26 protein-coding genes are annotated in these 24,772 nt (G+C 63.2%); 14 read left to right on the top strand and 12 right to left on the bottom strand.

Annotated elements, in window-relative coordinates:
* The first annotated feature begins 59 nt into the window (after positions 1 to 59).
* The 5 genes from HWV07_RS07190 to HWV07_RS07170 all read left to right on the top strand — a co-directional run bounded on the left by HWV07_RS07190 (position 60) and on the right by HWV07_RS07170 (position 5,216).
* Positions 60 to 2,192 carry a bacterio-opsin activator domain-containing protein gene (locus HWV07_RS07190; RefSeq protein ID WP_246279873.1) on the top strand — a complete coding sequence of 711 codons (2,133 nt, stop codon included), beginning with the start codon at positions 60 to 62 and terminating at the stop codon, positions 2,190 to 2,192.
* 87 nt (positions 2,193 to 2,279) lie between these two features.
* A complete protein-coding gene (gene ddfA / locus HWV07_RS07185; RefSeq protein ID WP_246279852.1) occupies positions 2,280 to 2,594 on the top strand; it encodes a DdfA family disk-determining factor in 315 nt (104 codons plus the stop codon).
* A 122-nt stretch (positions 2,595 to 2,716) separates the two neighbouring features.
* Positions 2,717 to 2,956: a DUF7576 family protein gene (locus tag HWV07_RS07180; protein WP_178332310.1), complete on the top strand. Its 240-nt coding sequence runs from the start codon at positions 2,717 to 2,719 to the stop codon at positions 2,954 to 2,956.
* A 221-nt stretch (positions 2,957 to 3,177) separates the two neighbouring features.
* On the top strand, positions 3,178 to 3,615 hold the full coding sequence (locus HWV07_RS07175; protein ID WP_178333646.1) for a hypothetical protein: 438 nt from the start codon (positions 3,178 to 3,180) through the stop codon (positions 3,613 to 3,615).
* Between the two features lie 260 nt (positions 3,616 to 3,875).
* Complete coding sequence (locus HWV07_RS07170; protein WP_178333645.1) at positions 3,876 to 5,216, top strand: ribonuclease J; 1,341 nt, start codon at positions 3,876 to 3,878, stop codon at positions 5,214 to 5,216.
* A gap of 87 nt (positions 5,217 to 5,303) precedes the next feature.
* Here HWV07_RS07170 and HWV07_RS07165 read toward each other — a convergent pair whose 3' ends face one another.
* A complete protein-coding gene (locus tag HWV07_RS07165) occupies positions 5,304 to 6,101 on the bottom strand; it encodes a TrmB family transcriptional regulator (protein ID WP_178333644.1) in 798 nt (265 codons plus the stop codon).
* A gap of 179 nt (positions 6,102 to 6,280) precedes the next feature.
* Here HWV07_RS07165 and HWV07_RS07160 point away from each other — a divergent pair, with 179 nt between their 5' ends.
* Complete coding sequence (locus HWV07_RS07160) at positions 6,281 to 6,616, top strand: DUF7344 domain-containing protein (RefSeq protein ID WP_178333643.1); 336 nt, start codon at positions 6,281 to 6,283, stop codon at positions 6,614 to 6,616.
* A 29-nt stretch (positions 6,617 to 6,645) separates the two neighbouring features.
* Here the strand turns inward: HWV07_RS07160 and HWV07_RS07155 are convergent, their stop codons facing one another.
* Positions 6,646 to 6,897: a hypothetical protein gene (locus HWV07_RS07155; RefSeq protein ID WP_178333642.1), complete on the bottom strand. Its 252-nt coding sequence runs from the start codon at positions 6,895 to 6,897 to the stop codon at positions 6,646 to 6,648.
* A gap of 116 nt (positions 6,898 to 7,013) precedes the next feature.
* Between HWV07_RS07155 and HWV07_RS07150 the strand changes: the two genes are divergently transcribed.
* Positions 7,014 to 7,169: a hypothetical protein gene (locus tag HWV07_RS07150; protein WP_178333641.1), complete on the top strand. Its 156-nt coding sequence runs from the start codon at positions 7,014 to 7,016 to the stop codon at positions 7,167 to 7,169.
* 67 nt (positions 7,170 to 7,236) lie between these two features.
* Here HWV07_RS07150 and HWV07_RS07145 read toward each other — a convergent pair whose 3' ends face one another.
* The 4 genes from HWV07_RS07145 to HWV07_RS07130 all read right to left on the bottom strand — a co-directional run bounded on the left by HWV07_RS07145 (position 7,237) and on the right by HWV07_RS07130 (position 10,027).
* On the bottom strand, positions 7,237 to 8,475 hold the full coding sequence (locus tag HWV07_RS07145; RefSeq protein ID WP_178333640.1) for a CehA/McbA family metallohydrolase: 1,239 nt from the start codon (positions 8,473 to 8,475) through the stop codon (positions 7,237 to 7,239).
* A gap of 121 nt (positions 8,476 to 8,596) precedes the next feature.
* Positions 8,597 to 8,749, bottom strand: a complete 153-nt coding sequence (locus tag HWV07_RS07140) for a hypothetical protein (RefSeq protein WP_178333639.1) — start codon at positions 8,747 to 8,749, stop codon at positions 8,597 to 8,599.
* 124 nt (positions 8,750 to 8,873) lie between these two features.
* Positions 8,874 to 9,152, bottom strand: a complete 279-nt coding sequence (locus tag HWV07_RS07135; protein ID WP_178333638.1) for a HalOD1 output domain-containing protein — start codon at positions 9,150 to 9,152, stop codon at positions 8,874 to 8,876.
* 245 nt (positions 9,153 to 9,397) lie between these two features.
* Positions 9,398 to 10,027: a DUF7504 family protein gene (locus HWV07_RS07130; protein ID WP_178333637.1), complete on the bottom strand. Its 630-nt coding sequence runs from the start codon at positions 10,025 to 10,027 to the stop codon at positions 9,398 to 9,400.
* 410 nt (positions 10,028 to 10,437) lie between these two features.
* On the opposite strand from HWV07_RS07130, the gene HWV07_RS07125 reads away from it, so the two are divergent.
* From HWV07_RS07125 to HWV07_RS07115, 3 genes are all read left to right on the top strand, one after another.
* Positions 10,438 to 11,052: a DUF7504 family protein gene (locus HWV07_RS07125; protein WP_178333636.1), complete on the top strand. Its 615-nt coding sequence runs from the start codon at positions 10,438 to 10,440 to the stop codon at positions 11,050 to 11,052.
* A gap of 91 nt (positions 11,053 to 11,143) precedes the next feature.
* Positions 11,144 to 12,169, top strand: coding sequence for a DUF5305 family protein (locus HWV07_RS07120; protein ID WP_178333635.1), 1,026 nt, complete (start codon positions 11,144 to 11,146; stop codon positions 12,167 to 12,169).
* Positions 12,170 to 12,286: 117 nt separating this feature from the next.
* Positions 12,287 to 13,408, top strand: a complete 1,122-nt coding sequence (locus HWV07_RS07115; RefSeq protein WP_178333634.1) for a S26 family signal peptidase — start codon at positions 12,287 to 12,289, stop codon at positions 13,406 to 13,408.
* A gap of 18 nt (positions 13,409 to 13,426) precedes the next feature.
* Here the strand turns inward: HWV07_RS07115 and HWV07_RS07110 are convergent, their stop codons facing one another.
* Together HWV07_RS07110 and HWV07_RS07105 are read right to left on the bottom strand one after the other, a co-directional pair.
* Positions 13,427 to 14,104: a hypothetical protein gene (locus tag HWV07_RS07110; RefSeq protein WP_178333633.1), complete on the bottom strand. Its 678-nt coding sequence runs from the start codon at positions 14,102 to 14,104 to the stop codon at positions 13,427 to 13,429.
* Between the two features lie 241 nt (positions 14,105 to 14,345).
* A complete protein-coding gene (locus HWV07_RS07105) occupies positions 14,346 to 14,918 on the bottom strand; it encodes a DUF7344 domain-containing protein (RefSeq protein ID WP_425487803.1) in 573 nt (190 codons plus the stop codon).
* 201 nt (positions 14,919 to 15,119) lie between these two features.
* Between HWV07_RS07105 and HWV07_RS07100 the strand changes: the two genes are divergently transcribed.
* Together HWV07_RS07100 and HWV07_RS07095 are read left to right on the top strand one after the other, a co-directional pair.
* A complete protein-coding gene (locus HWV07_RS07100; RefSeq protein ID WP_178333631.1) occupies positions 15,120 to 15,623 on the top strand; it encodes a hypothetical protein in 504 nt (167 codons plus the stop codon).
* A 305-nt stretch (positions 15,624 to 15,928) separates the two neighbouring features.
* Complete coding sequence (locus tag HWV07_RS07095; protein ID WP_178333630.1) at positions 15,929 to 17,920, top strand: PKD domain-containing protein; 1,992 nt, start codon at positions 15,929 to 15,931, stop codon at positions 17,918 to 17,920.
* A gap of 172 nt (positions 17,921 to 18,092) precedes the next feature.
* Here the strand turns inward: HWV07_RS07095 and HWV07_RS07090 are convergent, their stop codons facing one another.
* Positions 18,093 to 19,151 carry a PAS domain S-box protein gene (locus HWV07_RS07090; protein WP_178333629.1) on the bottom strand — a complete coding sequence of 353 codons (1,059 nt, stop codon included), beginning with the start codon at positions 19,149 to 19,151 and terminating at the stop codon, positions 18,093 to 18,095.
* Positions 19,152 to 20,283: 1,132 nt separating this feature from the next.
* Entirely contained in the window at positions 20,284 to 21,081 is a 798-nt protein-coding gene (locus tag HWV07_RS07085) for a sulfite exporter TauE/SafE family protein (RefSeq protein WP_246279851.1), read from the bottom strand.
* 159 nt (positions 21,082 to 21,240) lie between these two features.
* On the opposite strand from HWV07_RS07085, the gene aglF reads away from it, so the two are divergent.
* Both aglF and HWV07_RS07075 read left to right on the top strand, forming a co-directional pair.
* Positions 21,241 to 21,987: a UTP--glucose-1-phosphate uridylyltransferase AglF gene (gene aglF, locus HWV07_RS07080; protein ID WP_178333628.1), complete on the top strand. Its 747-nt coding sequence runs from the start codon at positions 21,241 to 21,243 to the stop codon at positions 21,985 to 21,987.
* Positions 21,988 to 22,374: 387 nt separating this feature from the next.
* The gene (locus HWV07_RS07075; RefSeq protein ID WP_178333627.1) at positions 22,375 to 22,626 is read left to right on the top strand and encodes a HalOD1 output domain-containing protein; all 252 of its coding nucleotides are present in this window, start codon (positions 22,375 to 22,377) and stop codon (positions 22,624 to 22,626) included.
* A gap of 15 nt (positions 22,627 to 22,641) precedes the next feature.
* On the opposite strand, the gene HWV07_RS07070 is transcribed toward HWV07_RS07075, so the two are convergent.
* Complete coding sequence (locus HWV07_RS07070) at positions 22,642 to 23,235, bottom strand: transcription initiation factor IIB family protein (RefSeq protein WP_178333626.1); 594 nt, start codon at positions 23,233 to 23,235, stop codon at positions 22,642 to 22,644.
* 877 nt (positions 23,236 to 24,112) lie between these two features.
* Positions 24,113 to 24,262 (bottom strand): hypothetical protein, encoded by a 150-nt coding sequence (locus HWV07_RS07065; RefSeq protein ID WP_178333625.1) that lies wholly within the window; start codon positions 24,260 to 24,262, stop codon positions 24,113 to 24,115.
* Between the last annotated feature and the right edge of the window lie 510 nt (positions 24,263 to 24,772).

Raw genomic sequence — 24,772 nt, 5'->3', positions numbered from 1 at the left:
GAGCGACATCTGCGTTCGTCCGACCGGGTCGCGCGGGGAGGTGACCGGTAGTGTCGGCGATGGGGATCGACGTCCTCCTGATCGAGGACAACCCGGGGGACGCGCGGCTGGTCGAGGAGCTGCTCGTCGAGGGGGCCGAACGGTCGGCCGGGGGCGACGGAGCGGGCCTCCCGCAGGTCGACCGCGTCGCCAACCTGACCGACGGCCTCGAGCGGATCGACGAGAACGGGATCGACGTGGTGTTGCTCGACCTCGGGCTGCCGGAGAGCACGGGCCTCGAGACCCTCGAGACCGTCCGCGAGCACTCCCAGGAGGTGCCCATCGTGGTGCTGACGGGCCTCGACGACGAGACGGTCGGCGGGCAGGCGGTCCAGCAGGGCGCCCAGGAGTACCTCCTGAAGGACGAGCTCACGCCGCCGCTGCTGCGGCGGTCGATCCAGCACGCCATCGACCGCAAGCAGTTCGAGCGGACGCAGGTGGCCCTCCACAACGCGAGCCGGGAGCTGATCGGCGCCGAGTCGGAGGGGGAGGTCGGTCGCCTCGCCGTCGACACCGCCGTCGAGGTGCTCGGGCTCTCCGGCGTGGTCGTCTACCTGTTCGACGACTCCACGAACGTCCTCGAACCCGCGGCGTTCACCGACTACCTCGAGGGCGTCTTCGGCGAGATGCCGACGCTCGGCCCCGGCAACACGTCGATCGCCTGGCAGGCGTTCATCCGCGAGGAGACGATCACCCACGACGACGTCCGCGAGTCCGAGCACGTCTACCGCGAGGAGACGCCGCTGCGGAGCGGCATCTGGATTCCCCTGGGCGAACACGGGGTCCTGGCGATCGTCTCCGAGGAGGTGGGCCACTTCGATCAGCGGACCAACCGGCTGGCCGACCACCTCGCGGCGACCGTCGAGGCGACGCTCGACCGGGTCGAACGCGAGGCCGCGATTCACGAGCACGAGCGGGAGCTGGCCGCCCGCAACCGGCAGCTGGAGTCGCTGAACCGGACGAACGAGCTCATCCGCGAGATCGACCAGGCGCTCGTACAGGCAACGACGCGGGAGGCCATCGAGCAGGCCGTCTGCGACCTCCTCACCCAGGAAGACCGCTTCGCCTTCGCGTGGATCGGCGAGCCGGCCGACGGCGACCGCGACGAGGTCCAGCCGCGGACGCGCGGCGGCAGGGACGGCGGCTACCTGGAGGCGGTCTCGCTGTCGGTGGACGCCGAGACGCCGGCGCCGTCGATGTCGACGCTGACGACCGGCGAGGTGACGCTGGCGCCGAACGTCGCCGCGGATCTGCGCGGCGCGCCGTGGCGAAAGGCGGCGCTGGCACGGGACCTCCAGTCGGCCATCAGCGTGCCGCTGCAGTACAACGACATCTCCTACGGCGTGCTGACGGTGTTCGCCGCGGAGCCGGGGACGTTCGACGACCGGCTGGCCGACGTCTTCGAGGAGCTCGGCGAGACGATCGCGAACGCGATGAACGCCGTCGAGACGCGACAGGCGTTGTTGACCGACACGGTCGTCGAACTCGACCTAGAGATCCGCGACTCCGAGGACCTGCTCGGCCGGCTGGGCCGGGCGGCCGACTGCGAGATCGAGTACGGCGGCACCGTCCCGCAGTCCGATGGGACGACGCGGGTGTTCTTCACCGCTCGCGGCTGCCCCGCGGACGACGTCCGCGCCGTCGCCGCGGACGTGCCGAGCATCCGCAGCTTCGAGTTGATCGGGGAGGACGACGGGGCGGAGACCAACCGATTCGAGGCGTCGATCTCCGGGACGACGATCCCGCTGATGATCGTCCAGTGCGGCGCGGTCGTCCAGGACCTGGACGTCCGGGACGACAGCGTGCGCGCGATCGTCGAGCTCCCCGACACCACGGACGTCCGGACGTTCGTCGACCGCCTCGAGGCGACGTACTCCGAGACGGAGCTGCTGGCGCGGCGGGACCGCGAGCGCTCCGAGGAGGACACCCAGCTGCCGCGGGCGGCGTTCACTGAGCAGCTCACCGACCGCCAGCTCGAGGCGCTCCAGACGGCGTACCTGAGCGGCTACTTCGAGTGGCCGCGCGAACGGACCGGCGAGGAGGTCGCGGAGACCCTCGGCATCACGCAGCCGACGCTGAACGCGCACCTCCGGGCCGCAGAACGCAAGCTCTGCGAGATGGTTTTCGGCGGCGACCTCCCCCCGTCTGCGTGAGGACACTACGTATGTAGTGTGTGTTCTCCCCGGGATGCTACGGGTATTGAAGGTGGGCCTATGCCCCCGGAGGGTGTGAGTAGTGATATGGACACGATGACGCGAGCACTCGGCGACGCTGCACAACCAACCTCCAGCGACGAATCCGTCAGCGAGACGGTCGTCACCGCGGTCGCGGACGCGAAGGGCGTCGACCCCCTCGACCTCGATCCGCTGTACGACAGCATCGACCCCGACGCGCTGGACAGTCTCTTCGGCCACGCCGGTGCCGGGTCGTCGATCGCGAAGCTCAGTTTCGAGATGGCCGACTGCGAGGTCCTCGTCCGCGGCAGCGGCGAGGTCGTCGTCACGCCGACGACGGGAGCCGGCGACCGCGTGGAACGGGTCGCCTCCCACGAGTGAACGAATGTCGCGACGCAGGCGCGACGGGCCGGGCCCACGTGGCCGGACGCGCCTCCAGTTCGAGTGCAGCCGGCACGGACTCCCAGGAACGAGTCGGCGCGGTCCGACTCGGCGGGCTGTGCATGAGTGACGACCCCGACGAGGGGGAGCGCCCCTCGGCGAGCGAGAGCGACGCCGCCGACTCCGGGGCGACCGACGGGGCCGACGCGTCAGAGACGTACTGCGAGCAGTGCGGGGACCCCATCGAGACCAACGAGTGGTATCCCGTCACGTCCGACCGGGACGAGGACGGCTCGCTCCAGCTCTACCCCTTCTGTACCGAGGACTGCCAGTCGACCTGGCTCGACGAGCGGTCCGGGTAGCGGCTGGGAACCGAACTTCCGTCGTCTCCCTCGATTCTTTCGTTTTCAGCGTCACGTGTGTAGTACCGCTTCTCCAGATATTGCTGTACTACGTTCCAAACTGACTCACAGAACGTGAATAGTTCGTCCACGTTCGCCATAGCGCCTGTAGTCGCGAGGAAAAAGAATTACAATGTATTCGAGAGTATTCCTGAACATCGGTTGCAAGACCGAGGTACACAATGGGTTTCGAAAAGTTCGACGGCGGCGGTCGCGGGCGGAGTAGCTCCGGGCCGATGATCTCCCTGCGGAAGTCCGGGAGCATCGGCATCAACGGCGCCGCGATGTCCGAGTACTTCGAGGACGCCGAGGCCGCGGTGCTGTACTACGACGAGGATGACAACCAGGTTGGCCTCGAGCGCGTCGACGACACCGACGCGGACGGCGCCTACACGATCAGCAGGACGAACGATACCGGCTCGGTCACGCCCAGTGCGTTCCTGAACCGGTACGACCTCGTCCCCGATATCACGACGCAGTTCGAGCCGGAGGTCAGCGAGACCGACGACGGCCTCGAGCTGGTGACCATCGACCTCGACGAGCCGATCGGCACCTACGGCTCGCCGGAGGACGAAGACGCCGAAGACGCGGAAGCGGACGACGCCGAAGACGAGGAGTAGCGGAACGGCCGGGCAGAGGAGTGGGTCGTGGGAGTCGGCCCGACCCTCTCCGTGGGATTTTGGGACCGACCCAGCGCGGGTGGCATCCCGCGGCTATTTAAGGCTCCGCAATCAATGGTCGCATAACCGAAACACGTGCTGTCCCTTGGGAGAGCCGGCGTACGAGGCGGTCCGCGACAGTGACGGCCTTCTATTCTCGCCGCTCTTCCCCGTCTTCCCGTGTTGTATCGGGATTCGGGCCGCTCTGATCGGACTCAACTATGGAAATCGAAATCGCAACAATCGGCGGCTACGAGGAGGTCGGCCGGCAGATGACTGCCGTCCGGGCGGGCGAAGACATCGTCATCTTCGACATGGGGCTGAACCTGTCGAAGGTCCTCATCCACGACGACGTACGCACGGAACGGATGCACAGCCTGGACCTCATCGACATGGGCGCGATCCCCGACGACCGCGTCATGTCGGACCTCAAGGGCGACGTGCAGGCGATCGTGCCGACGCACGGCCACCTCGACCACATCGGCGCCATCTCGAAGCTCGCCCACCGCTACGACGCCCCCATCGTCGCCTCGCCGTTCACCATCGAACTCGTCCGCGAGGAGATCAACGACGAGAACAAGTTCGACGTCCAGAACGACCTGGTGAAGATGGACCCCGGCGGCACGATGCCGATCGGCGACGACTGCGAACTGGAGTTCGTCAACGTCACCCACTCCATCATCGACGCCATCAACCCCGTCCTCCACACCCCGGAGGGCGCCGTTGTGTACGGCCTCGACAAGCGGATGGACCACACGCCCGTCCTGGGCGACCCCATCGACATGGAGCGCTTCCGCGAGATCGGCAACGAGGGCGTCCTCTGTTACATCGAGGACTGCACGAACGCCAACAAGAAGGGCCGGACGCCCTCCGAGTCCGTCGCAAGGGAGCACCTCAAGGACGTGATGTACTCCCTGGAGGACTACGACGGCGGCATCGTAGCCACCACCTTCTCCAGTCACATCGCTCGGGTCTCCTCGCTCGTCGAATTCGCGAAGGACATCGGCCGGAAGCCGGTGCTGCTCGGGCGCTCGATGGAGCAGTACAGCGGCACCGCCGAGCGGATGGGCGCCGTCGACTACCCCGACGACCTCGGGATGTACGGCCACCGCAACTCCGTCGACAAGACCTTCGAGCGCATCATGAACGAGGGCAAAGAGAAGTACCTGCCCGTCGTCACGGGCCACCAGGGCGAGCCGCGCGCGATGCTCACCCGGATGGGACGCGGCGAGACGCCGTACGAACTGGACGAGGGCGACAAGGTCATCTTCAGTGCGCGGGTCATCCCGGAGCCGACCAACGAGGGCCAGCGCTACCAGGCCGAGACCCTCCTCCGCATGCAGGGCGCCCGCATCTACGACGACATCCACGTCTCCGGCCACCTCTGTCAGGAGGGCCACTACGAGATGCTGCAGGCCCTCCAGCCCGAGAACATCATCCCGGCCCACCAGAACATGAAGGGCTTCTCGGGGTACGTCGACCTCGCGAAGAACCAGGGGTACAACGTCGGCGACGACATCCACATCACCTCGAACGGCAACACGATCCAGCTCGTCGAATAACGGTCCGCGAGCCATTTTTCGGGCGGCGTCGACCCACCACGGAGAGCCATCGGTACCGTACTGTGAGTCAGCAGTCGTGGGTGACCGTTACTGCAGTTCGACGTCGACCTCGCGCTGGAGTTCGTAGGTCAGCACGCGTTCGGCGAAGGTCGCGAACCCGTGGTCGACGCCGTCGGTCCACGCGGCCGTCTCGTTGGGGACGCCCGGAAGCTCCTCCTCGTGGAGTGCGCTCGCCAGGATGGGGCCCCGGTCGACCATGAGGAGGCGGCCGATCCGCGGCGACCCCTCCATCGCCGTGAACCACTCCACGAGGTCCGTCGTGAAGACCGCGTCCGCGAGGCCGACGTCCCCCAGCGGGTCGTGAACCGTCTCGGAGTCGGTGCCCACGTAGAGACTGACGCCGCGCTCGTCGGCCGCCTGGAGGGCGTCGAGGGTGGTCTCGTCCAGGAGATCTTCATCGAGGACGACCAGGACGATCTCCCCGTCGGCGTCCTCGAGGAGGTCGACGACTCGACTGGTGACCTGGTCGTGGGTGTTGATCGCCCAGACGCCCTGCTCGGCCTTCTTGTAGGTGGGCTCGAGATCGCGGAGGGCCTCCTCGGCCGTCTCGAAGTACGAATCGTACTCTGCGCGGAGCTTATCGAGCGCCCTGTCGATGGAGATGGCCTGGTACTCTTTGGGCTCGGCGTTGTGGAGCGCGACGAGGCCCTTATCGTAGAGGCGGTCCATCGTCTCGTAGACGCGGGAGCGGGGGATGTCGGCGACCTGCCCGATCTCCTTGGCCGTCCCGTGGGGTAGCTGCGTCAACGCGACGAAACAGCGCGCCTCGTACTCGGTCAACCCGAACTGCATCAACGCGTCGACGGCCTCCTGCGGCTCTGCCATAGCGGGGGTAGGGTGTTCCGACGGTAATGGGTTCTGACTACTTGTTACTCCCCGAGGAACATCGGGACTGTCGCCCCGCCAGTAGTGTCGGGTTGCTTATACACGCGTGGCGACTGGATGGTGTACGAACGATTCGGCAGCCCCGGTGCTCCGCCGGCTGTCGATCTTCGAGACATCCCATGCACATCCAAGTTTATCCCCGATCCTCCGCCATCGACGAACCGTCAACAGATATCGCACTCGACGTGCTGGCCGACGAGTACCGTCGGCTGGCCGTCGAGGCGCTGTTCGGTCGGGACGGGCCGATACAGATCGCCGACCTCGCGGCAGCCGTCGCCGAGGGCATCCACGATGGAACGCCGGAGGATTCGGAGCGGGAGATCGCGACGGCGCTCCATCACGTCCACCTGCCGAAACTGGCCGACGCCGACCTCCTGGACTACGACGCCGAGTCGACGACCGTGACGTCGGTACGGACCGCCCCGCTTCGGAAGTACTTCGACGTCGAGAACTGATCGCTGAAGCGGTTGCGGCGTGGGTGTTTTCAGCAGTCTTCGTCGAACGCCGGGAGCGCCGCGGTCCGCTCCTCGGAGACCGACCAGCGAACGAAGAACGCGACGAAGCCGGCACAGAGCAGCGTCAGTCCCGCCGAGATGCCGAGGCTGGTCGTCGGGTCGGTCACGCCCGTCCAGAGGGTGGCGAGCGCCACGACGCCTACACCCGCGAGGAGTACCAGTTCAGCCGTCGAGAGGTACTCGTACCAGGGGTCGAACACGAACTCGTCGTCGCCGTCCATACCATCTGGGGGTCGTTCGGCGGTATAAGTCAGTTCGTCGAGTAACGAGTTGAGTCGCGCCATGTGGGGCGCTAACACTATGTATGTCGAGTGCTACTCTCCGGGGACTCAGGGGCATGTCGACCGAACCCTGCGGGATCTGCGAGGCGACGGTGCCGTACAGCGACACCGTCCACGTGACGATCCACACCAAGAGCGATGCCGGCGTGGTCGACGGCTACGTCTGCCGGAGCTGCTATGAGGCCCACCTGCAGGAGTATTTCGAGGACTGACGGTAGCAAAGAGGCGATTTCGGTGTAAGAGCGTTCGTCGGACAGTGATTCAGCCAGGCGAGACGAGTTACCTTCCGTCGAGCCAGATCGGTGAACTGTACGCGCTCCCGCGTGTGGGTCCCTCGCGACCGTCCGGCCCGACGACCTTCGCGACGTACCAGCGCGTTCCCTCCGGAGGGACGGTCGCCTCGTATGTGAGCGACGTCGAACTGGTCGGGCTGTCGAGCGTCGTCCGAGCGACCTCGGTGGCTCCGTTGGAGTAGAGGACGATCGCCTCGATGGCCGCGTCACTCACGGGATCGACGGCGTCCACATCGACCTGGATGGTATCGCCGGCCGGGGCGGTGACCGACTCGCCCATCTCCGCGCCGTCGGCCTGGAGACGGAGCTGCAGCGTCTCGTTGTATGTAGCGTAGAAGCGCCGCGCCTCGAGGGTCCGTCTGAGGGTCTCGCGCGACCACGCGTCACCTGCGGGCGTCACGAGGACCGTCTTCGGTCGGTCTGGGCGGTAGAGTTCCGCAGCGTGGTTGTCGGTGCTGCCGACGGCGCCGACCCGCCAGCCGGCGTCCAGGGCGCGTGCCAGTCCCGTCTCGAAGTAGTCGTCGTCGCGGTTGAACACCTCGCAGCCGACGACGCGGTCGGCCGTCTCGGGGACGTATCGGAAGTCCTCGAAGGTCTCGGGTTCGCGACCGGGATGGGCAAAGAAGGCGATGCCGTCGGCGCCGCCCCCGAGGGCGGGGTCGTGGGTGAACCACTCCCAGAAGCCGTGCATCGTCGCGCCGCCGGTCTCGATGGCTGTCGCGTAGTTGTCGGTCCCGTGGACGACGACGTGGCCCTGGTACGGCGAGGACCACTCGAAGCCGGGCAAAGCGAGGTAGTCGTCCGTCGTGGCTGCGGCTGCCTGTTCTTTGGTCGCCGCCCACTTCCGGAGGCCGTCGGGGTCGTCGGTCGGCGAGATGACGCAGTCGGTCAGACGTCGGTCGGTGGTAGGGTCCAGACAGTTCGTGTCACCGTGGACCGGCGCGGCCAGCCACTCGGAGTGGTCCGTGACGGCCTTGAAGTCGAGGCCACCATCCCGGCCAGTGGCGTACGAGTCGGCCGGACGGGTGTCGGGTGCGCCATCCGAGTAGGCGGTGTGGGAGTGGAGGTCGCCGATTCGGAGGCTCTCGGCTGTGTCGTCGTACGGGGCTGCTCGTGATGCGTCGTGCGTGTCTGCACTCGCCGAGCCGATGGCGAACGCTGCCGCGAGGCCAGCGGCGCCTCGACGGAGGACGCTGCGACGCGAGAGGGCGGACTCTCTGGCCATTGGATACTCGCGGTCGACGTGGATCGGGAATAGCCGTTGTGCCGTACACTCGGGGTATATTTGAGCCACCGTCACGCACGCTCGCTGTCGGGTGTGCTCGGCCAGTGGTCGCTGTCGTGGGCTATTCGAACCAGGTGACGTACTCGCCGCATTCCGTACACGTCGCGCGGGTCATCCAGTCGGCTCCTCGGTCGTGCTGGGAGGGCGGCACGGAGGCAACCTCGACCGAGATGCCCGAGCACTCGGGACACTGGGAGGGGATCTGTCGCTGCATCTCACGCGTGAACGGTCTCGAAGCGGGTTAGTTACGACCCACTTATTGTAATCGAGTTCACGATTACTTGTCGGGCGTGTAAGGTGTTTCTGGAGGTGCGCCGACTGAGGTGTCTGTTCGTGGGTCACCTTGGCCGGGACTGGTTGACCCGGACTGTGACGTCGTCGTCGCGTTCGACCATCACCTGATAGTCGCGGTATTCGAACGCGAGACTGACGGCGCCATCCCGGGGACAGTTGTCTGAAGGCGCCATGATGGCTTCGACCGCATCGAGGTCGATGACCGACTGCAGAGGCGGCTGTAGCTCGAGTGGGTCTTTGTCCTCCAGCAGAGCCACGTGCTCGACGATCTCGGCCGTGAGTGATTCGACATGCCCTCCGATCTCTTCGCCGTCCCTCGCCATACCTTCACATGACTCGGCCGACGGGGCATAAATTTCGTGGAACGGAACGAATCTAAAAGCGCCTAAATATTTCTAGGAGGTCTCGATAACTTTTCAGTGAAATCAGATGGGAATAGGTAATGGGGCCTCCTGATGGGGCCTGATCGATATCTCCGTCTCCGGTCTGGCGACGATGTGCCCGACCATCGTCCGTTCGGGTGGGCGCTCTCGTCGGTTTCCTGCTGTGCTATCCTGCTGATGGTCGCTCATTTATCGACTGGGGTGGTCTCTTCGGAGCGCGAGGGTGGCTGCTGGACGGCCAGGTCATCGTCGATCTCGATAACGCCGTCGAATAGCGGTCTGATCCTGGTGACACTATCGCCGTCCAGTTGGAAGTCGGCGACGTGATAGTGTGCGATCGCGTCGGCCGTCTTGAGCCGCGTGGTCAGTTTGTGCAGGAAGCGATAGGTGGGTTTCACCGCCGCGTACTGTACCACGGCATCGAGGGCCTGGAAGCAGACGACCAACTGGCCGCCTGCCGGCCGCTGTGTTAGTATCTCCGTGATGGCGATCTCGATGCCGGTCAAGTCTCCGGGATGCGACACCGGCCAGACCATCTCGGCTCGCGGGCTGCCCGTCGCGGGCTCTTGGCCTGCCGTCGACCGCGTCTCCTCCGCGACGCTCACGATGCTGACGTTCGCGGGCGGGTCGTCGTGAACACGTCGCCAGTTCGCCAGCGTCTCCTCGATCGATCGGGTGATCACGACGAGGTGTGTCTCGGCCGGGCGCACCGCCTCGAAGCGATCGAAACACGAGTCGTCCGTCGCAGGCAGCGTTGGTGAGACATACAGGTAGTTCCCGATCGGTGAATCGTCGCTTGACTGTGATGGAGGCATGATACTGGATAGCTGTTGAGTCCCGGCGCCGCACTGTCGACGCACAACTACTTCCTGGCATACAGAGCCGTAGCGCAAAAAGGGGCGACTCCCCTCACCTCCCGAAACGAGCGGCGACCGACGCACGGCGATTGTGGTCGGAGACACCCGAGGGAAAATGGTGGGCGGATGCGACTCCTCCGGGATAGAGACGGTTTGGCGTGAAACGCCATCCCGGATGTCAGCATGAATCGCACTCCGATTTGTTGGCTTGAAATGGGCGGTGTCTTTTTATCCAATTACTCCTAACACGGTTTCAGAACTCTCAACTGACGGTGAAACCGCCGTTATTGCGTCTCTGGGGTCGGGACGATCGCTAAATGCCAGAAAATATGAACAGTGGGGCTGGCGGGTCACTCGGGGGGACCAGAGTGGAATCCGCGACGCGATCATTCTTCGACTCCGGTGATATCACCGCCCTCGGCGAGGCCTCTGACGTCCTCGTGTTGGGGCCGATGCAGGGCTCGCTTGATGACCACGTCTGTGCAGCCCTCATCGATACGTGGCCGGTCGCCGACCGGAACATGCTCTTCGTGTCGTTCACGAAGACGGCTGACGAACGGATCGCGCTCATTCGGGACTCCATCGACGACTCACCGGAACACATCTGCGTCGTCAGTGGCGCCGACCGATACCCCTCCGAGACGACTGCGGCGACCCCGGACGGTTCGACGACGATCTCCGTCGAGGTCGCCGACCCCTCGGATCTGACCCGACTCGGAATGACCATCAGTCGCGCCGTCGACGAATGGGGCGACGGGAACGACCCGCTGGTGTGTTTTCACTCGCTGACCGCACTCCTGCAGTACGTCACCCCGAAACGGGCCTTCCGGTTCGTCCACCTGCTGCAGAACCGCCTGCACGCGACGGCCCACTATCACATGGATTCGATCGCTCACGAGCAACAGACCGTCGCGACACTCCGACCACTGTTCGACGTGATCGTCGAGTACGATGCCGAAGGCAACGTGACCGTGACCGCCTGAACAGCCAATCCATGCTCACTAACGTTACCACGCTCATCGAGGCACGGCCGGTACAGATGTCGATCCCGCCGCTCGACCGAACGGATCAGCCGTGACGCTCGGCGTCCGTGCCAAATGGGTCGTCGCACAGTACGGCGTCCTCATCGCCGTCGGGTTCGCCGTGATCGGCGTCCTCGCGGTTGGTGGCGCCTGGTCGGTCTACGCCTCCCCAGCCACCTACGAGGTCACCGAACCCGTCGATGAACAGCAGTTCGGGACCGGGCTGGCGACCAGCGCGGTCGTAACGGGGAACTCCACGCTCTACGAGCAGGGGACGACACTCCGGGACCGGCCGGCGTACTTCTACAACGCAACCCCCGACCTGACAGTCGGCGTGACAGCGTCGGTTCCGGACGACCGCGAAGTGGCCGTCGACCAGCGGCTCGTCCTCCGACACGTCGCCGAACGCGGTGGCGCGCCGTTCTGGGAGCGCCAGCGCGTCCTCGCGACCAGTAGCGACACCGTCACCGATGGCGAGGCGACGATGAACACCACCATCGACATGCAGGCGGTTCGACGGAATGTCGCCGAGACTCGCTCGGCGATCGGCGGCATCGGCTCGTTCCGGACGGAACTACACCTCCAGGTCGAGTATACGACGGAGTCGGCCGACGACGAACTGGCCGCCGTCTCGCCGATCGCCCTCACCGACCGGGCCTACTGGGTGGATGGCGACCTGACGGCGAATCAGTCGCATACCGACGAAGTGACACGAGAGGTGACCGAGTCACCCAATCTCGGCCGAACGCTGTTGTTCGGCGGGTTCGGTGGTGGCTTCCTCCTGCTGGCGATCGGCGTCGCCGCGCTCCAGCGCCGCGAGTTCGACCTCGAGAGCATCGAGATGGAGTTGACCCGTAGCCGATACGAGGAATGGATCTCGCGGGGGGAGATCCCGACGAAGGCGGAGAAACAGTACATCACGATCGACTCCCTCGAGGACCTCGTCGACATCGCGATCGACTCCAACAAGCGCGTCATCTATGACACGACCTACGAAACGTACGGCGTCGTCGACGGCGACGACGTCTACTACTATACCGAAGGCGCCGACGAGTTCGGAGAATGGCTCGAGATCTGATGGTGGGCGCGAACTGGGCCGATGGGCCGGTGAGGCGGCTCCAGCCGTTCCCACTCCATTCGATTGTCGAAGCGTCTCCAGCCGTGTTGGCTGACGGTTCCTCGGAGGGCTAAGTCGATGGCTGCTCGCTCGACGCTCTCCGGGGTGCTCACGGTTGCGGTCGTCCTCGCGGTCGCGCTGCTGGTTATCGGGCAGTTCCTTGGCCAGCCGCTGCTGTTCGGCTACGTGACGACCGGGAGCATGGAGTCCGCACTCGAACCCGGTGACGGCTTCGTCGCGGTGCCGTCGGTCCTGGCGGGGAGCCCGGAGCCAGGCGACGTCGTTGTCTTCGAGGCCGAGACCGTCCAGGGGGGTGGCCTCACGACGCATCGCGTAGTCGACGTGGACGACGACGGGTACGTGACCAAGGGCGATACCAACCCGTTCACCGACCAGGACGGAGGTGAGCCACCGGTCGCCGAGGACACCATCGTCGCCCACGCACTGCAGGCCAACGGCGAGGTAGTCGCCATCCCGCATCTCGGGACGGCCGCGACGACCGTGCGCGATATCGCCGCCGCACCGTTCGGCGCACTGGGCGAGGAGCGAGCTGGCACGATCCTCGTCTTCCTCGGGATGGCCCTGTTCGTGCTCGCCGGCGCCACCGGCGAGCGTGGTCGACGTGATACCTCTCGGTCACGTAGCCGCGAGAACGTCGTCGCCGTCTGGCTGATCGTGTTGTTGGCGGCGTCCATTGTGGCGATGGGGGCGACGGCCGCGATGGTCGTCCCCGCCGGCACCTACGATATCGAGGTGCTAGCCACGGAGGACCCCTCGGACGAACCGCAGGTCGTCGCCCCCGGTGAGACAGCGACGGCGACCTACGAGACGCACTATACTGGAGTCGTCCCGACGCTGGTGGTGACCGACCCACTCGATGACGGCGTGACGGTGGAGCCGGACCGGACCGTCCTCGGCTACAGCGACAGCACCAAGGTGACCGTCCAGATCGAGGCGCCCGAGACCGCGGGGACGTCCACTCATCGCGTGCGTGAATCGCGCTATCTGTTGATTCTCCCGCAGAGTGTCCTGCTGGCGTTGCACTCCGTGCACCCATGGTTGGCGCTGCTCGCGCTGAACCTCGTCGTCGCTGCACTCGTCGTCACATTGGCGGTCGCGGTGTTCGGAACGGGCTATCTACGGATTCGGCCCGGTCCCGACGTTCCGCTGAAGGTGCGGCTTGAGCGACGGTTCAGGTAGCCTTGACGGGGCAGCTGACTACGTGGTGACCTCCCTCGTCGCGAACGCCGAGTTCCCGTCCGCGTCGTAAGCGATGATCGTGAGCTTGTACGTTTCGCCGCCAGTCACGGAGTAACTCGAGTCGTCAGGGACGATTTGCACTGAAGGATTACCGCTCGGGGCGTATTTGCTTCCGCCGTTGCAGCCACAGCCGTCGACCCGGGTCGCTCTGACTGTCCCGGAGCTGTCCGTGATTTCGAACTCGATGCGATCGAGGTCGTCGTCCCCGTCGTTGTCGCGAATATCGACGTTCTTGATCGTCCAGCCGTCGTTCCCGATGTCCGCATTGAAACCGTCGAGCTTCTTCATCTGTATCGCGCCGGCGGTGTTCCCCGACACTGCGGTGGTCTCCCTCGTCGCCTCGAACCCGAATTCGGTAGAGCTACCGGTGATGGTGAAGGGGATCGTCGTATCCTTGACGCTGGCCTCGATATCGACGGTCGTCGAGACTCCAGGCGAGAGTGAGAAACTGACCGTGCAACCGGACCCGTTCGGGCCGTCCAATGTCCCCTGGCTGCAGTCGTTGAGCGAGACGGTGAAGTCGACCGGGGAGCCGGTCCCGTTCTCGATATCGACGAGGAAGTTCTGGTTGTTCCGCTTGACGGAGTCTGCGACCATGAGCCCGACGATTGCGTCGGGATCGTCGGCGACGCTCACGTTCGTCGACCGTGAGGCATTGGTAGCGCTGAACGCTACCGTGTCGACCGCAGAGGATACACCGGCACCGACCAGCAGAGTCCCGACTCCTGAAAGGACGCGTCTGCGGGTCAGTCCTGCCAGTGAGCCTCGATTGTCCATCTGGGGTGTCACGGTATCACCGCCTCCGGAAATCTTGTTCTGCCGCAACGACAGCCGATTGCTGCTCGCTGGCCGGTGGTCGTCTCATCGTTTCTGTCTCTCAGGTGGGTGTCTCCATCTCTCCGAGCCGGTACTTCCGATTCTGGTAGACGTGGACGGCTGCAGATACGGCGAATAGACTGACCAGCATCGTCGCCCAGGCGAGCGTCGACACGGGTTCCGTGGGGACGATTCCTGCCCACAGGCCTGTGAGGACGAGGGTACTGAATCCCGACAGTCCGAGGTAGTAGACGCCCCACGGTACGGAGTCACCGGGTACGACGTCGAGGTAAACGTCGAGTTCCTCCACACGGTCGGTCAGCTCCACCTCGCCACGTTCGAAGGTGATCATCCCCGCATCCTCGAGTGTCGGAAGGTGGGTCTGTTGAAGGGACGTGTAGACACGCTTGCGCTCCGCGGAGTCGATTTCGGCGATATCCTTCTCTAACTCCCAGGCGGCCACCTGTTCGGCGAGGTCGCCCAGTTGAACGGGACACTCCTCTCGCTTACAGTAGTGAATCGCGTAGCGCCGTCGATGGTTGCTCAGGAGGTCGAAGATCTCCCCCTGTTGGGGGACCTCCTGCTCGTTCGGCAATGCCACCCCTCCGGTCGTCGTCTCTTCAGAAGTCGCCATAATCCCCAATTGCCTCCAAATTGACGACGAACGACGAACGAGTTTACATCGTATCGAAAGGTGAGTCACTCCAAAGCCATTTGGTGGATAAACGGTTTCAGCGGCTTCAAGCCGGGCTTTCAGCGGTTCAAGCGGGTCAAGACAAAGGAGATGGGCTGGAGATGGAGGGTATACGCAAACTGCGTACCAGGTGATTCAACAATGTCAATGAACAGACGAAACGTCTTGATTGGGTTGGGAGCGACTGCAGCCGGTGGCGGAGCTGTGCTGGGTTCGGGTGCGTTCAGTCAGGTGGAAGCGGACCGAACAATGGAGGTCCAGTTCTCGGATGACAGTTCCGCCGAACTGACTCTGAGTCCCACGAGTCAATATGCTTCAACGGAGTCAAACAATGATAGTCCGAACGGAGCGAATACGCTATTCATCCAACTTAGCAATCTGAACGACAATGCTCTCTCGACATTCGACGGGGTATTCGAGATAACGAACAACGATTCGACAGGCGCAGAACACGATATTCAGGTGCTGAGCAACGGCGATGTCGACGGTACAGTGATTGACTTCCAAGATAGTAGTGGCACTAGCCTTGTTGGCTCTTCACAAACACTGGCCCATGGCGGTACAATATCTGTATCGATTGAAATCGATACGAGCGGCGGGACCACGATCGATCAAACCCAGACAGTCACCTTCAGAGCTAACTGAATTCTGAGAGCAATATTTTCTACTTCACTACGGCTGGTTGGACAGATATTAGGACAGCCGCAAGGGTTGGGAAAGTGACGTCTAAACTAGAATCAGAGGAATAGTAGTCATGTTGGTTTTTATAGGGGGTTGGCAGATTCCGGCTTCTTCTATCATTCGTGAATTCTCGGGCTGCCGGCCGATAAAGTCGGCTTTCAAGCAGAGCTTGCTGGCCTACCAGCTCTCGAATGGATATCTCAAGCGTACCGTTCACTCTTTCTGCCAACCTAATACAAAGCCAATCTATACCTTTGTAGCTGACAACGATGCGCCCCCGACTCTTCGCCGTAATAATCCTCATCGTCGCTGCCACGCTGGCAGTGCCGACGGTGGCGATGACGACGAGCGGGAGTGACCAGATTGACTCTGCCGTCGAACTCGCTCCACACGATGGCCCCAATGGCAAGTACGCCACTGTCGAGGACGGCGAGCTTAGAGTCGACTTCGATCGGCTGAACAAGGATGCCGTGACTCGGGCGCACAACGTCTTCGAGATCACCTCGACCGCAGACGAGCCGATCGAGGTGTGGGTTGAGGCAGACGTCGGTGGGAGCGTCACCGCCTACGAGAGCGACGATCCCAAAGCCGACCTGGAACAAGGCGACTGGCGCGAGCTCCAGCCGGGTGAGACCCTCTCGGTCGGGTTCTCGATCCATACGTACGGCGAGGCGCCTGATTCGGGCACGGTATCCATCGGCGTACGAAGTGCCGACGAAGACTCCTCCAGCGGCGGGTCTGGTGAGGAAGAGGATACCCCTGATTGGGAAGCCGGTAACGGAGAGAGTACTGATGACGGCGGTACTCCGACGCCCGCGCCGGCTCCAGGTGACTCAGAGGTACAGAACCGGACCGCTGGTGTTGAGGTCGTCTTCGAAGGCGAGGGAGACTACGCAAATACGACCGTTCGAGAACTCGGCTCGCTGCCCGAGGACGGCCCAGCCACGACCCCTCGCGCCACGATAGATCCGGGACGCCTCGACGCGACCGTAGAGGACGATGGCCTCGAGGTCCACGGAACCGAGTTCGTCGCCCAGCAACACGAGCCCATCCGTTTGACAGGGACCCAATCCTACGTCTCGACGGCCGATAGCATTACCACACAGCACCGACCTGCGACGATTGTCGAGATAACGCCACCGCGGGAACTCCGTGAGAGCCCCGCACTGGTCCGCATCCGCGTCGATCGGGACGCGTTCCCGGCGACGAATTCCGTCGACACTCGGATCGGTCGACATACGGCCGAGGGCTGGCAGTTACTGCCGACGCGGGTCATCGAGGAGACCGACGACACTGTGCTACTGGAGGCTCGCACGCAGGGCTTCAGCGTCTTCACCGTGTTAGCGGAGAGCGACGTAACCTACGAGTGGACGCTCCCTGACGGTCACACGGTCGTGGACGACAACATCCGGACGTCGTTCGTGGAGGCCGGTACCAGGAACGTCACGCTGACCGTCACGGATGCGTTCGGGCGCTCCGACGACGCCACCCAGGAGATCCTCGTCAACGACCCGCCGTCCGTAGCCATCGACCAATCGCGGAACGAGACGGATGGCGATCTGACGATGCTGCGGGCGAACGTCACGAACGAGTACGGCAACGCGACCGTGACGTGGACGCTCCCCGATGGCTCGACGGCGACCGGCGAGACGGTTACTGGCGCCTTCGAGACGGGCGAGACCGTCGGTGTGACGGTCGAAGACGACTACGGGGCCACGGCGACGACCGAGACGACCATCGGCGCTACAGGGCCGAGCACTTCGGGCATCACGGAGCTTCCACTCTCCCTACCCGCCTGGCTGTACGTGCTGCTGGCTCTCACTGCAGTCGCACTCGTCGTGGTCGTCGCTCGGTCGGAGATGGTACTGCGGCTGGGACAGGGGAGTCGGTCGTTAGTCACGTCGGTCGTCGATCGGTTCGGCGCTGACTCGCCGCGGATCACCAGGTTCGAGAACCCGCGCTGGAACCCCGCCGAGGACCGCGTCGAGATCGGCGCGCTGGAGGTGACCGCGCCGAGCGGGCTGCTCCGCGCCGTCGAACTCTCGGTCACCGATGCCGAAGGAGCGTCGATCGTCACCCGGACGATCGAACTGGATGCGACCGGGTCCTACACCGCGAGTCCCGAGTACATCCCGGTCTACGGTGGCTTCGAGCTCTCCGACGGAGGGAGCTATCACGTCGAGGTGCGAGCCATCGACGACCGAGAACAGGTGGGCGCCGTCGACCAGACGCAACTCTGGACGACCGCCACGACGCCGTAGCTCGAGTGCGAGGCTGCGCCGATTCGCATTCAAGTGGCTCCGGATCACAAGAGCTGTTTCATCCGGATCTTCTCTTGCAGCGCTACTCTGAACGGTGAACGTGAGACGAGACGAGACGAGACGAAACGGAGAACCCGACTCTCACCCGAGCCGCCGAGAAACGATAGTGGTGCTACCGGCGGTAGACTTTCACGCCGGTGAACTCGATGCGAGCGCCGCCATCCGGGGCGTCACGCAGGTGCATCTCCCACCCGTGTTCGTCGGCAACCTGACGGACAATCTGTAGTCCATAGCCGTCGCCGTATTGCCGGCTGAGTCCACTGGGCGCCTCCATCTGGATCTTCACGTCCTCGGGGTATCCCGGGCCGTCGTCTTGCACGTAGAAGCCATCTGCCGACTCGAGGACGTCGATCTCGACGGTCACGTCGGTGCCCGCGTGCTCGACGGCGTTCCGGATGAGGTTCTCGACGAGCTGACACAGACAGCTCTCGTGGGCGCGAATCTTCCAGGCCGGCTCCGGCAGGACCAGCGTCGCGTCGGGTGTCGGGACCGAATCCCACGCCATCCGCATCACGTCGCTGAACGGCATCACCTTAGATGACCCGTTTACCTCCCCATTCCGTGCCCGGGAGAGCGTATCGTCGATGATCTGCCGCATCCGACCGAGTGCGTCCTCGACGTTGTCGAGATCGTCCCAGTCGTTGTTCTCGCGGGCCAGATCGATGTACCCCTCCGCGACGGTCAGCGGGTTCCGGAGATCGTGGGCCAATACGTCCGCGAACTCCTCGAGCTCGTGTTTCTGTCTGCGGAGCTTCTCCTCCTGACGTTTCCGCTCGGTGATGTCCGTGATGATCCCCGTGAACAGCCGTTCGCCGTTGTACTCGTGTTCCTTCAGGCTCACCGCAACCGGTACCTCGTCGCCGTCCTTGTGGAGCGCGGGTAGCTCGACGCCCGTCCAGTCGATGTGCTTCTCCCCGGACTCCAGGTACTGCTTCAGGCCGGCTTGATGGACCGGACGCAGTCGCTCCGGAATGATCTTCATCTTCGGGCTGCCGATCAACTCTTCGGGTTCGTATCCGAGGATCTCCTCGAGGGCCGGATTCGCGAAGATGATCTCGCTGTCCGTATCGATCGTCAACAGCCCCTCCGATGTGTTCTCGACCAGCGCGTTCAGGAACGCTTCGTCCTCCCGGATTGGCTCCCCCTTTCGAACCACTTGTGTTCCACCCATCTCGTGGGAGTATCAGCCTCACCGGAATATAAGCCCCTCAGCCTTTTCACAGAGAGAATCGACCGCCGATTCAAACTGGATCTCTCGAGGAAGACGGTCTTTCTCGGTCGGTCTCTCTCGCTGGCCAGTTGGGGTTGCCATTCGGCTATTCGTGTCTCGTGACCACGATGGGGGGTTCTTGCCGACTAAGACGACGCCTCAGACGAGGATGAGCGACCACGCCATCAGCGAGAACCGATATGTCATCGTGAGGTTGGCACATCGGGTTTCGTGACTTTGCCGCCTCAGAGGACAGTTCTGGGGATGCCTCGGGGCCGGGAGGATCGAATAGCGGTGGCCGTCGGATAGTGCTGCAACTTCCAGCCTGAACACGGTATCTGAAGGTCACCGAGCGCTTTATCGAGGATTTTCTTGATCTGTGTTTGGGGTTCACACTGTGTATTGTAGTCGGCGTCAGCTCTGACTTGGGGGATCGATTGCCGAAGATAGAGGGAGTGATGTAGTCGCCGTGACTCCCAGACCGTGTCGATGTATTCGACTCTAACGGCGACTACAGTCCAAGGTTTGGTGGTGGCCAGATAAACCTCGCTTCGAGTACAGGAGGCGAAAATGTGTGGACGACGCGAGTGGACGAGGTTTGAATCATTAGCTGACTGGATCTCTTGTTACTTGCTCGATTGGTATCGGTGGATACGCTGAGGGACATTATTACATATATGATTATCAGGAACAGAATATCGTCGAATGGCTTCTTTTAACACCGGGTGCAATAGCAATCTGATGGGAACTACTGCAATGAACGGGGCCGTGGAGATGCCGTGTGACTGCGGTCGAACCGTAGAATTCGACTGGAGTGAAGAAATGGTGGCGTGTGACTGTGGCGCCACGTTCGCCGTGACCATCACAACCCTCAAACGATCGCCCGAGGCTGATGCAAACTAACGGCCTCATCGTCGCAGACGGAGCTGTTATCCAATCGGAGTAGCGCTGCTTGGTGGCCCTTCCTGGGCATCTATTCAGTAGCCACTAGACAATGTTCTATGCGAATTAGAGGGAGGGATAATTCAGTCCAACACATCTTCTCCTGGCGCGGTACGGGTCTTCAGATGTGTGGATGTTGCGCTGTCGCCGTTTACAGGAAGAAGTACGGAGTGAGGAGAATCAGCGTCCCGGCGAGGACGAGTTTCAATCGGCCGGCATCGATCTGGTGGGCGATCTTCCAGCCGACGTAGAGGCCAGCGATCTCGGGGATGACGAACAGCGCGACCAGCGGCAGCGAGATGGCGCCTTCGAGCAGATACGCGATGGCTGCGGGTGCAGCGATAAACACCGATTGGACCTGCGCCGCTGCCACCCCCGAGAGCAGCGGGACGCCGACGGCAACGAGCAGCGGGACCGCGAGAACCGGGCCACCGACGCCGAGCAACCCGCCCGGGATACCGACGAACACCCCCAGGATCGCGACGATTGCGAGGCCGCGGGTGGTGTCCAGCGAGATGTCGAGGACGCCAGAATCGTACCGGACGCGATACCAGGTCAGCAGGCCCGTGACGAGGAGGACACCGCCGAGGACGGCCATGAACTCCGGCTTCGAGACGTGGCCGTTCAGCCATTGCCCGGCGAGCGCGCCGGCGACACTGCAGAGGCTCAACACGACCGTGAGGCGCTTGCCCGAACCGCTGCGGAGTTCGCCCGACTGGGCGTACATCCCGCTGCCGATCGTCCCGGCGACGACGTTCGTCGCACTCCCTGTCCCGGCGATCAGTGCGGGTGAGAGCGGCGTCATCGACAGGGCTATCGTGATGAAGATGCCGCCCGGGCCGATCGCCGTGATGCCCACCCCGGCGAGGAAGGCGACCACGACGATGAGGAGGAGCATCGTCGGGTCGAACGCGGCGAGGACGGCAGAAGTCAATGGAAGCGTCAGCATACCTCTCTGTTGGCGATGGGGGGTAAATCCCTTCGAACAGACTCAGATCGTGACCGCCCGATGAGCAAGTGGTAAACTCGATACGAGCCCCTGTTGTCGCTGACTGGACCGCTGGAAACACGAGAAGCGTTATTGTGCTCTGGCCGAGACGATGCTGATATGCAAGCGGTAGCACTCGCGGCGGGGAAGGGAACCAGGCTCCGCCCGTTGACCGACGACAAGCCGAAAGCGCTCGTCGAGGTCAACGGTGAGCCGATCCTCACCCACTGTTTCGACCAGTTGCTCGAGCTCGGCGCCGACGAGCTCATCGTCGTCGTTGGCTACATGAAAGAGAAGATCATCGACTACTACGGCGACGAGTACGAGGGCGTCCCCATCACGTACACCCACCAGCGCGAACAGCAGGGCCTGGCCCACGCGCTGTTGACCGTCGAGGAACACGTCGACGACGACTTCATGCTCATCCTCGGGGACAACATCTTCCAGGCGAACCTCCAGGACGTCGTGCGGCGCCAACAGGAGAGCCGCACCGACGCCGCCTTCCTCGTCGAGGAGGTGCCCTACGAGGAGGCCTCCCGGTACGGGGTCTGTGATACGAACGACTACGGCGAGATCACGGAGGTCGTCGAGAAGCCCGAGGACCCGCCGACGAACCTCGTGATGACCGGCTTCTACACGTTCAGTCCGGCGATCTTCCACGCCTGCCACCTCACGCAGCCTTCCGATCGTGGCGAGTACGAGCTCTCCGACGCCGTGGACCTGCTGATCCAGTCGGGGCGGACGATCGACGCGATCGGCCTGGATGGATGGCGTGTTGACGTCGGCTACCCCGAGGACCGCGACGAAGCCGAGAAGCGCTTGCAAGAGAGCGCTGACGAGGGCTCGACTGCGACGGCCGACGATTGAACTAAACCTCTCGCTAGCCCACCGACGAATCGGCGCTCACGGTTTATACCGATGGTCTCTAGGTGTATCGGAGGTCTTACCGAGCCATTTCACGTCATTTTGCAGGTGGCTGTTCTGACGCGGGTCCCAGCGATTCTGGCGGATGCAAACCATCCCGGGTGAAAGGTGGTAAGCCCAGCAAAACTATGGAGATGAGGGCTGTCACTCCGGGAAAGCCGAGTTCCCCACGGATCGAGAGTAGCTTCTGAAGCGCTAGGTTCAGCACTTCGCCGTCGCGGCTGTAGCACCGACTTTCCATCCTTCAAGCTAACCGTGCAAGGACATTATTTCTAAATAGCGGGGAAATTTCGAGGGTTCTTATGGCTGTATAGTACCCATCGATGAGTGATGTCACAGATGATGGTGGGTCAAACCGAGTCAGTCACTGCGAGTATCGTCGAGAAGATAGCCGCCGCCGAAGGCGCCAGCGAGGTCGATATCACACCGTTGTTCGAGAGCATCGATCCGGACGCTATCGATACGATGTTCGCCGACGCCAGAGCCAGCGCGCATGTCACGATCGAGTTCACCCACGATGGGTACGACGTCCGGATAGACGGCGGTGAGGTCTCGATCGACCGACACGCGGGCGACTTATAACCTGTACTTGGACGCTTACTCGGCGGGGGGCAGCTCGAACGCTGCTGGCAGCTTCGCTTCGAGATCCTGGTAGCGTTTCGTGATGGTGGGCTTCGAGACGTCGACTGCTTGCGCGATGCGACGCTGCGTGATCGTTTTGTCCTCGAGCTTGGCGGCCAGATAGAACGCGCCAGCGGCGACTGCCGCCGAGCGCTTCCCGACCGTCGCCTGTGGACACTCCCTGACGATCCGTTTTGCCACCTCGCCGATGGTCTCGTCGACGCCCGGAATATCTCTGGCGATGCGATCGATGAAGACCGCGGGATCCTGCGGTGGGGCGTCGACAGCCAGGTCGTCGACGAGCCCCTGGAAGGCCCGGATGATGTGGTCCTTGTCGTACTCGGTATTGAGATCCCTGATCGTGAGCCCGTATCCGTGCACCCGGATGACCGCGTAGATCGCGCCCAGCGCGAAGACGCCAGCTGGCCGCGAGAACGCGTTCGCCGGCGTGAGATACTGGTCGTAGAGCGACTTGGCCAGCGCCGCGTCCTCCGTCGAGAGATGGAGCCGAGCAACGTGTGTCTCGATCTCCGCGTGGACTTGCTGTTGGAAGTCGTCGGTGGCAGTCATCGTTGAGGAGCAGAGGGCTGGTCGACCGCCTGCGCTGTGCTCCGGTCGCTTGTCATCAGGGAGGATGGCAGCTCCGAAAACTGGGCCACTGCGTCACTCGTGGTCGAGCCCCGATTCGATGACCGCTCTCGATGCCTGCCCAGAGTTCTCGCTTCGAGGAGGTGACAGCCCTCGGACAGTACACGATCCGTTAGTCGAGGCAGCGTTGCACTTCTGTCGTCGCTACGAGTTCCACTCTGTGTCCCACCTTCCCTACCCATAGGCTATGCGTTTCGATAGGAGCACTTAGATTTTTGCGGGATATCTTGGCGTGACCATGATCGGCTTCCCACCGTTCAAATCTCGATCGGGGTCGCACGCAGCGGAACCTCTAGGCCTAGCACGCATCGACCTGGAATGCCGCCTTGAGTTCGTCTCGACAGGGCCGACAGAGGTAAGCTTCCCTCGGTTCATCGGTCCAGACTTCCAATTCGAAAACTTCGGCGTTCTCGTCGCCGCAATTGGTACAGACGATGGTCATAAGTGGGTGGCGAGTGCTTCCGTCTCGAACGATATAGATGGTGCTAGGCATTCTCTGGGACTGAAAAACCGCTTGTTCCCCTCCGAACAGAATCAGTGTTCGGGGTCCGTAGCGACGTATTCTAGGTGAGCCATGACGGTCGGTACAGCGGGTCAGGGGCATCCCCACCTCTGTCCGATCCCTCATCCCCAGCAGGAGGGATGCTTGCCAGTGACTTGACATCCTCCCCGCCCTGAAGAGCGGGGTAGCTTACCCTTGTAAATTCCATAAAATCGCCTCAGGGTCAAGCCCCCAGGCACTCGCCTTGTCCCGCCTGTAGATGCCCACCCCTTCAGGGGTAAGGAGGTCGGTCGAGGCTTAGTCGTCGGTCTCGTCGGGGTTCAGCGTGATGCCACACCGCTGCTCGACGGCTCTGGCCGCACGCTCGTCGTTGTCCGTCCAGTCTTCGTTCTCCTCTTCCTCGCCCGGCACTGCCTCGCTCCCGTCGACCGCTGTCTCGGTTGCCATCGGTTGGCATACTATTGGTAACAATTTGGTAAATAAGTTTGCACCAGGACGGGAGCGATATCGCACCGCTCTAGACAGCGCCGGGCAGGCGGCTCGAACTCGTCCTCGAGGCGGTAGCCACGCAGGTACCCACTCCGATATCCGGCCTGATCGCCTGTAGCGAAGGGTCGCCGTCCCACCTTCGTGGTACGATGGCTCCCGCTTCTCCCCTCTCCGCTCCGGTGACGCCGGTCGCTGGCACCGGGACTGTCATGTTAGGATCGAAGCCGTGCGATCAGGAGCCTGGCATAACAGACTGTACAGCAGTCCTCCGGGCGCTCGTAGTAACAGCCAGGCTGTTCGATCGGATAGTGGTGCATCACACAGGGTAACAATCCACAAGGTATTGAACACGCTTCCCAACAAGTTAGGTGCTCGACCGGAACCGCTCGCAGGCTGCTGGGGAGCCACCCAGGCGGATTCAGCATAACTCAAGGGGGTCTCCGACGCAGTACCGGATTCCCTGCTGGC

It is taken from the genome of Natronomonas salina (genome assembly GCF_013391105.1).
Classification (GTDB): Archaea; Halobacteriota; Halobacteria; order Halobacteriales; family Haloarculaceae; genus Natronomonas; species Natronomonas salina.
Note: the sequence above shows the minus strand (reverse complement) of the source record. Positions and strands in the feature narration are given on the sequence as shown.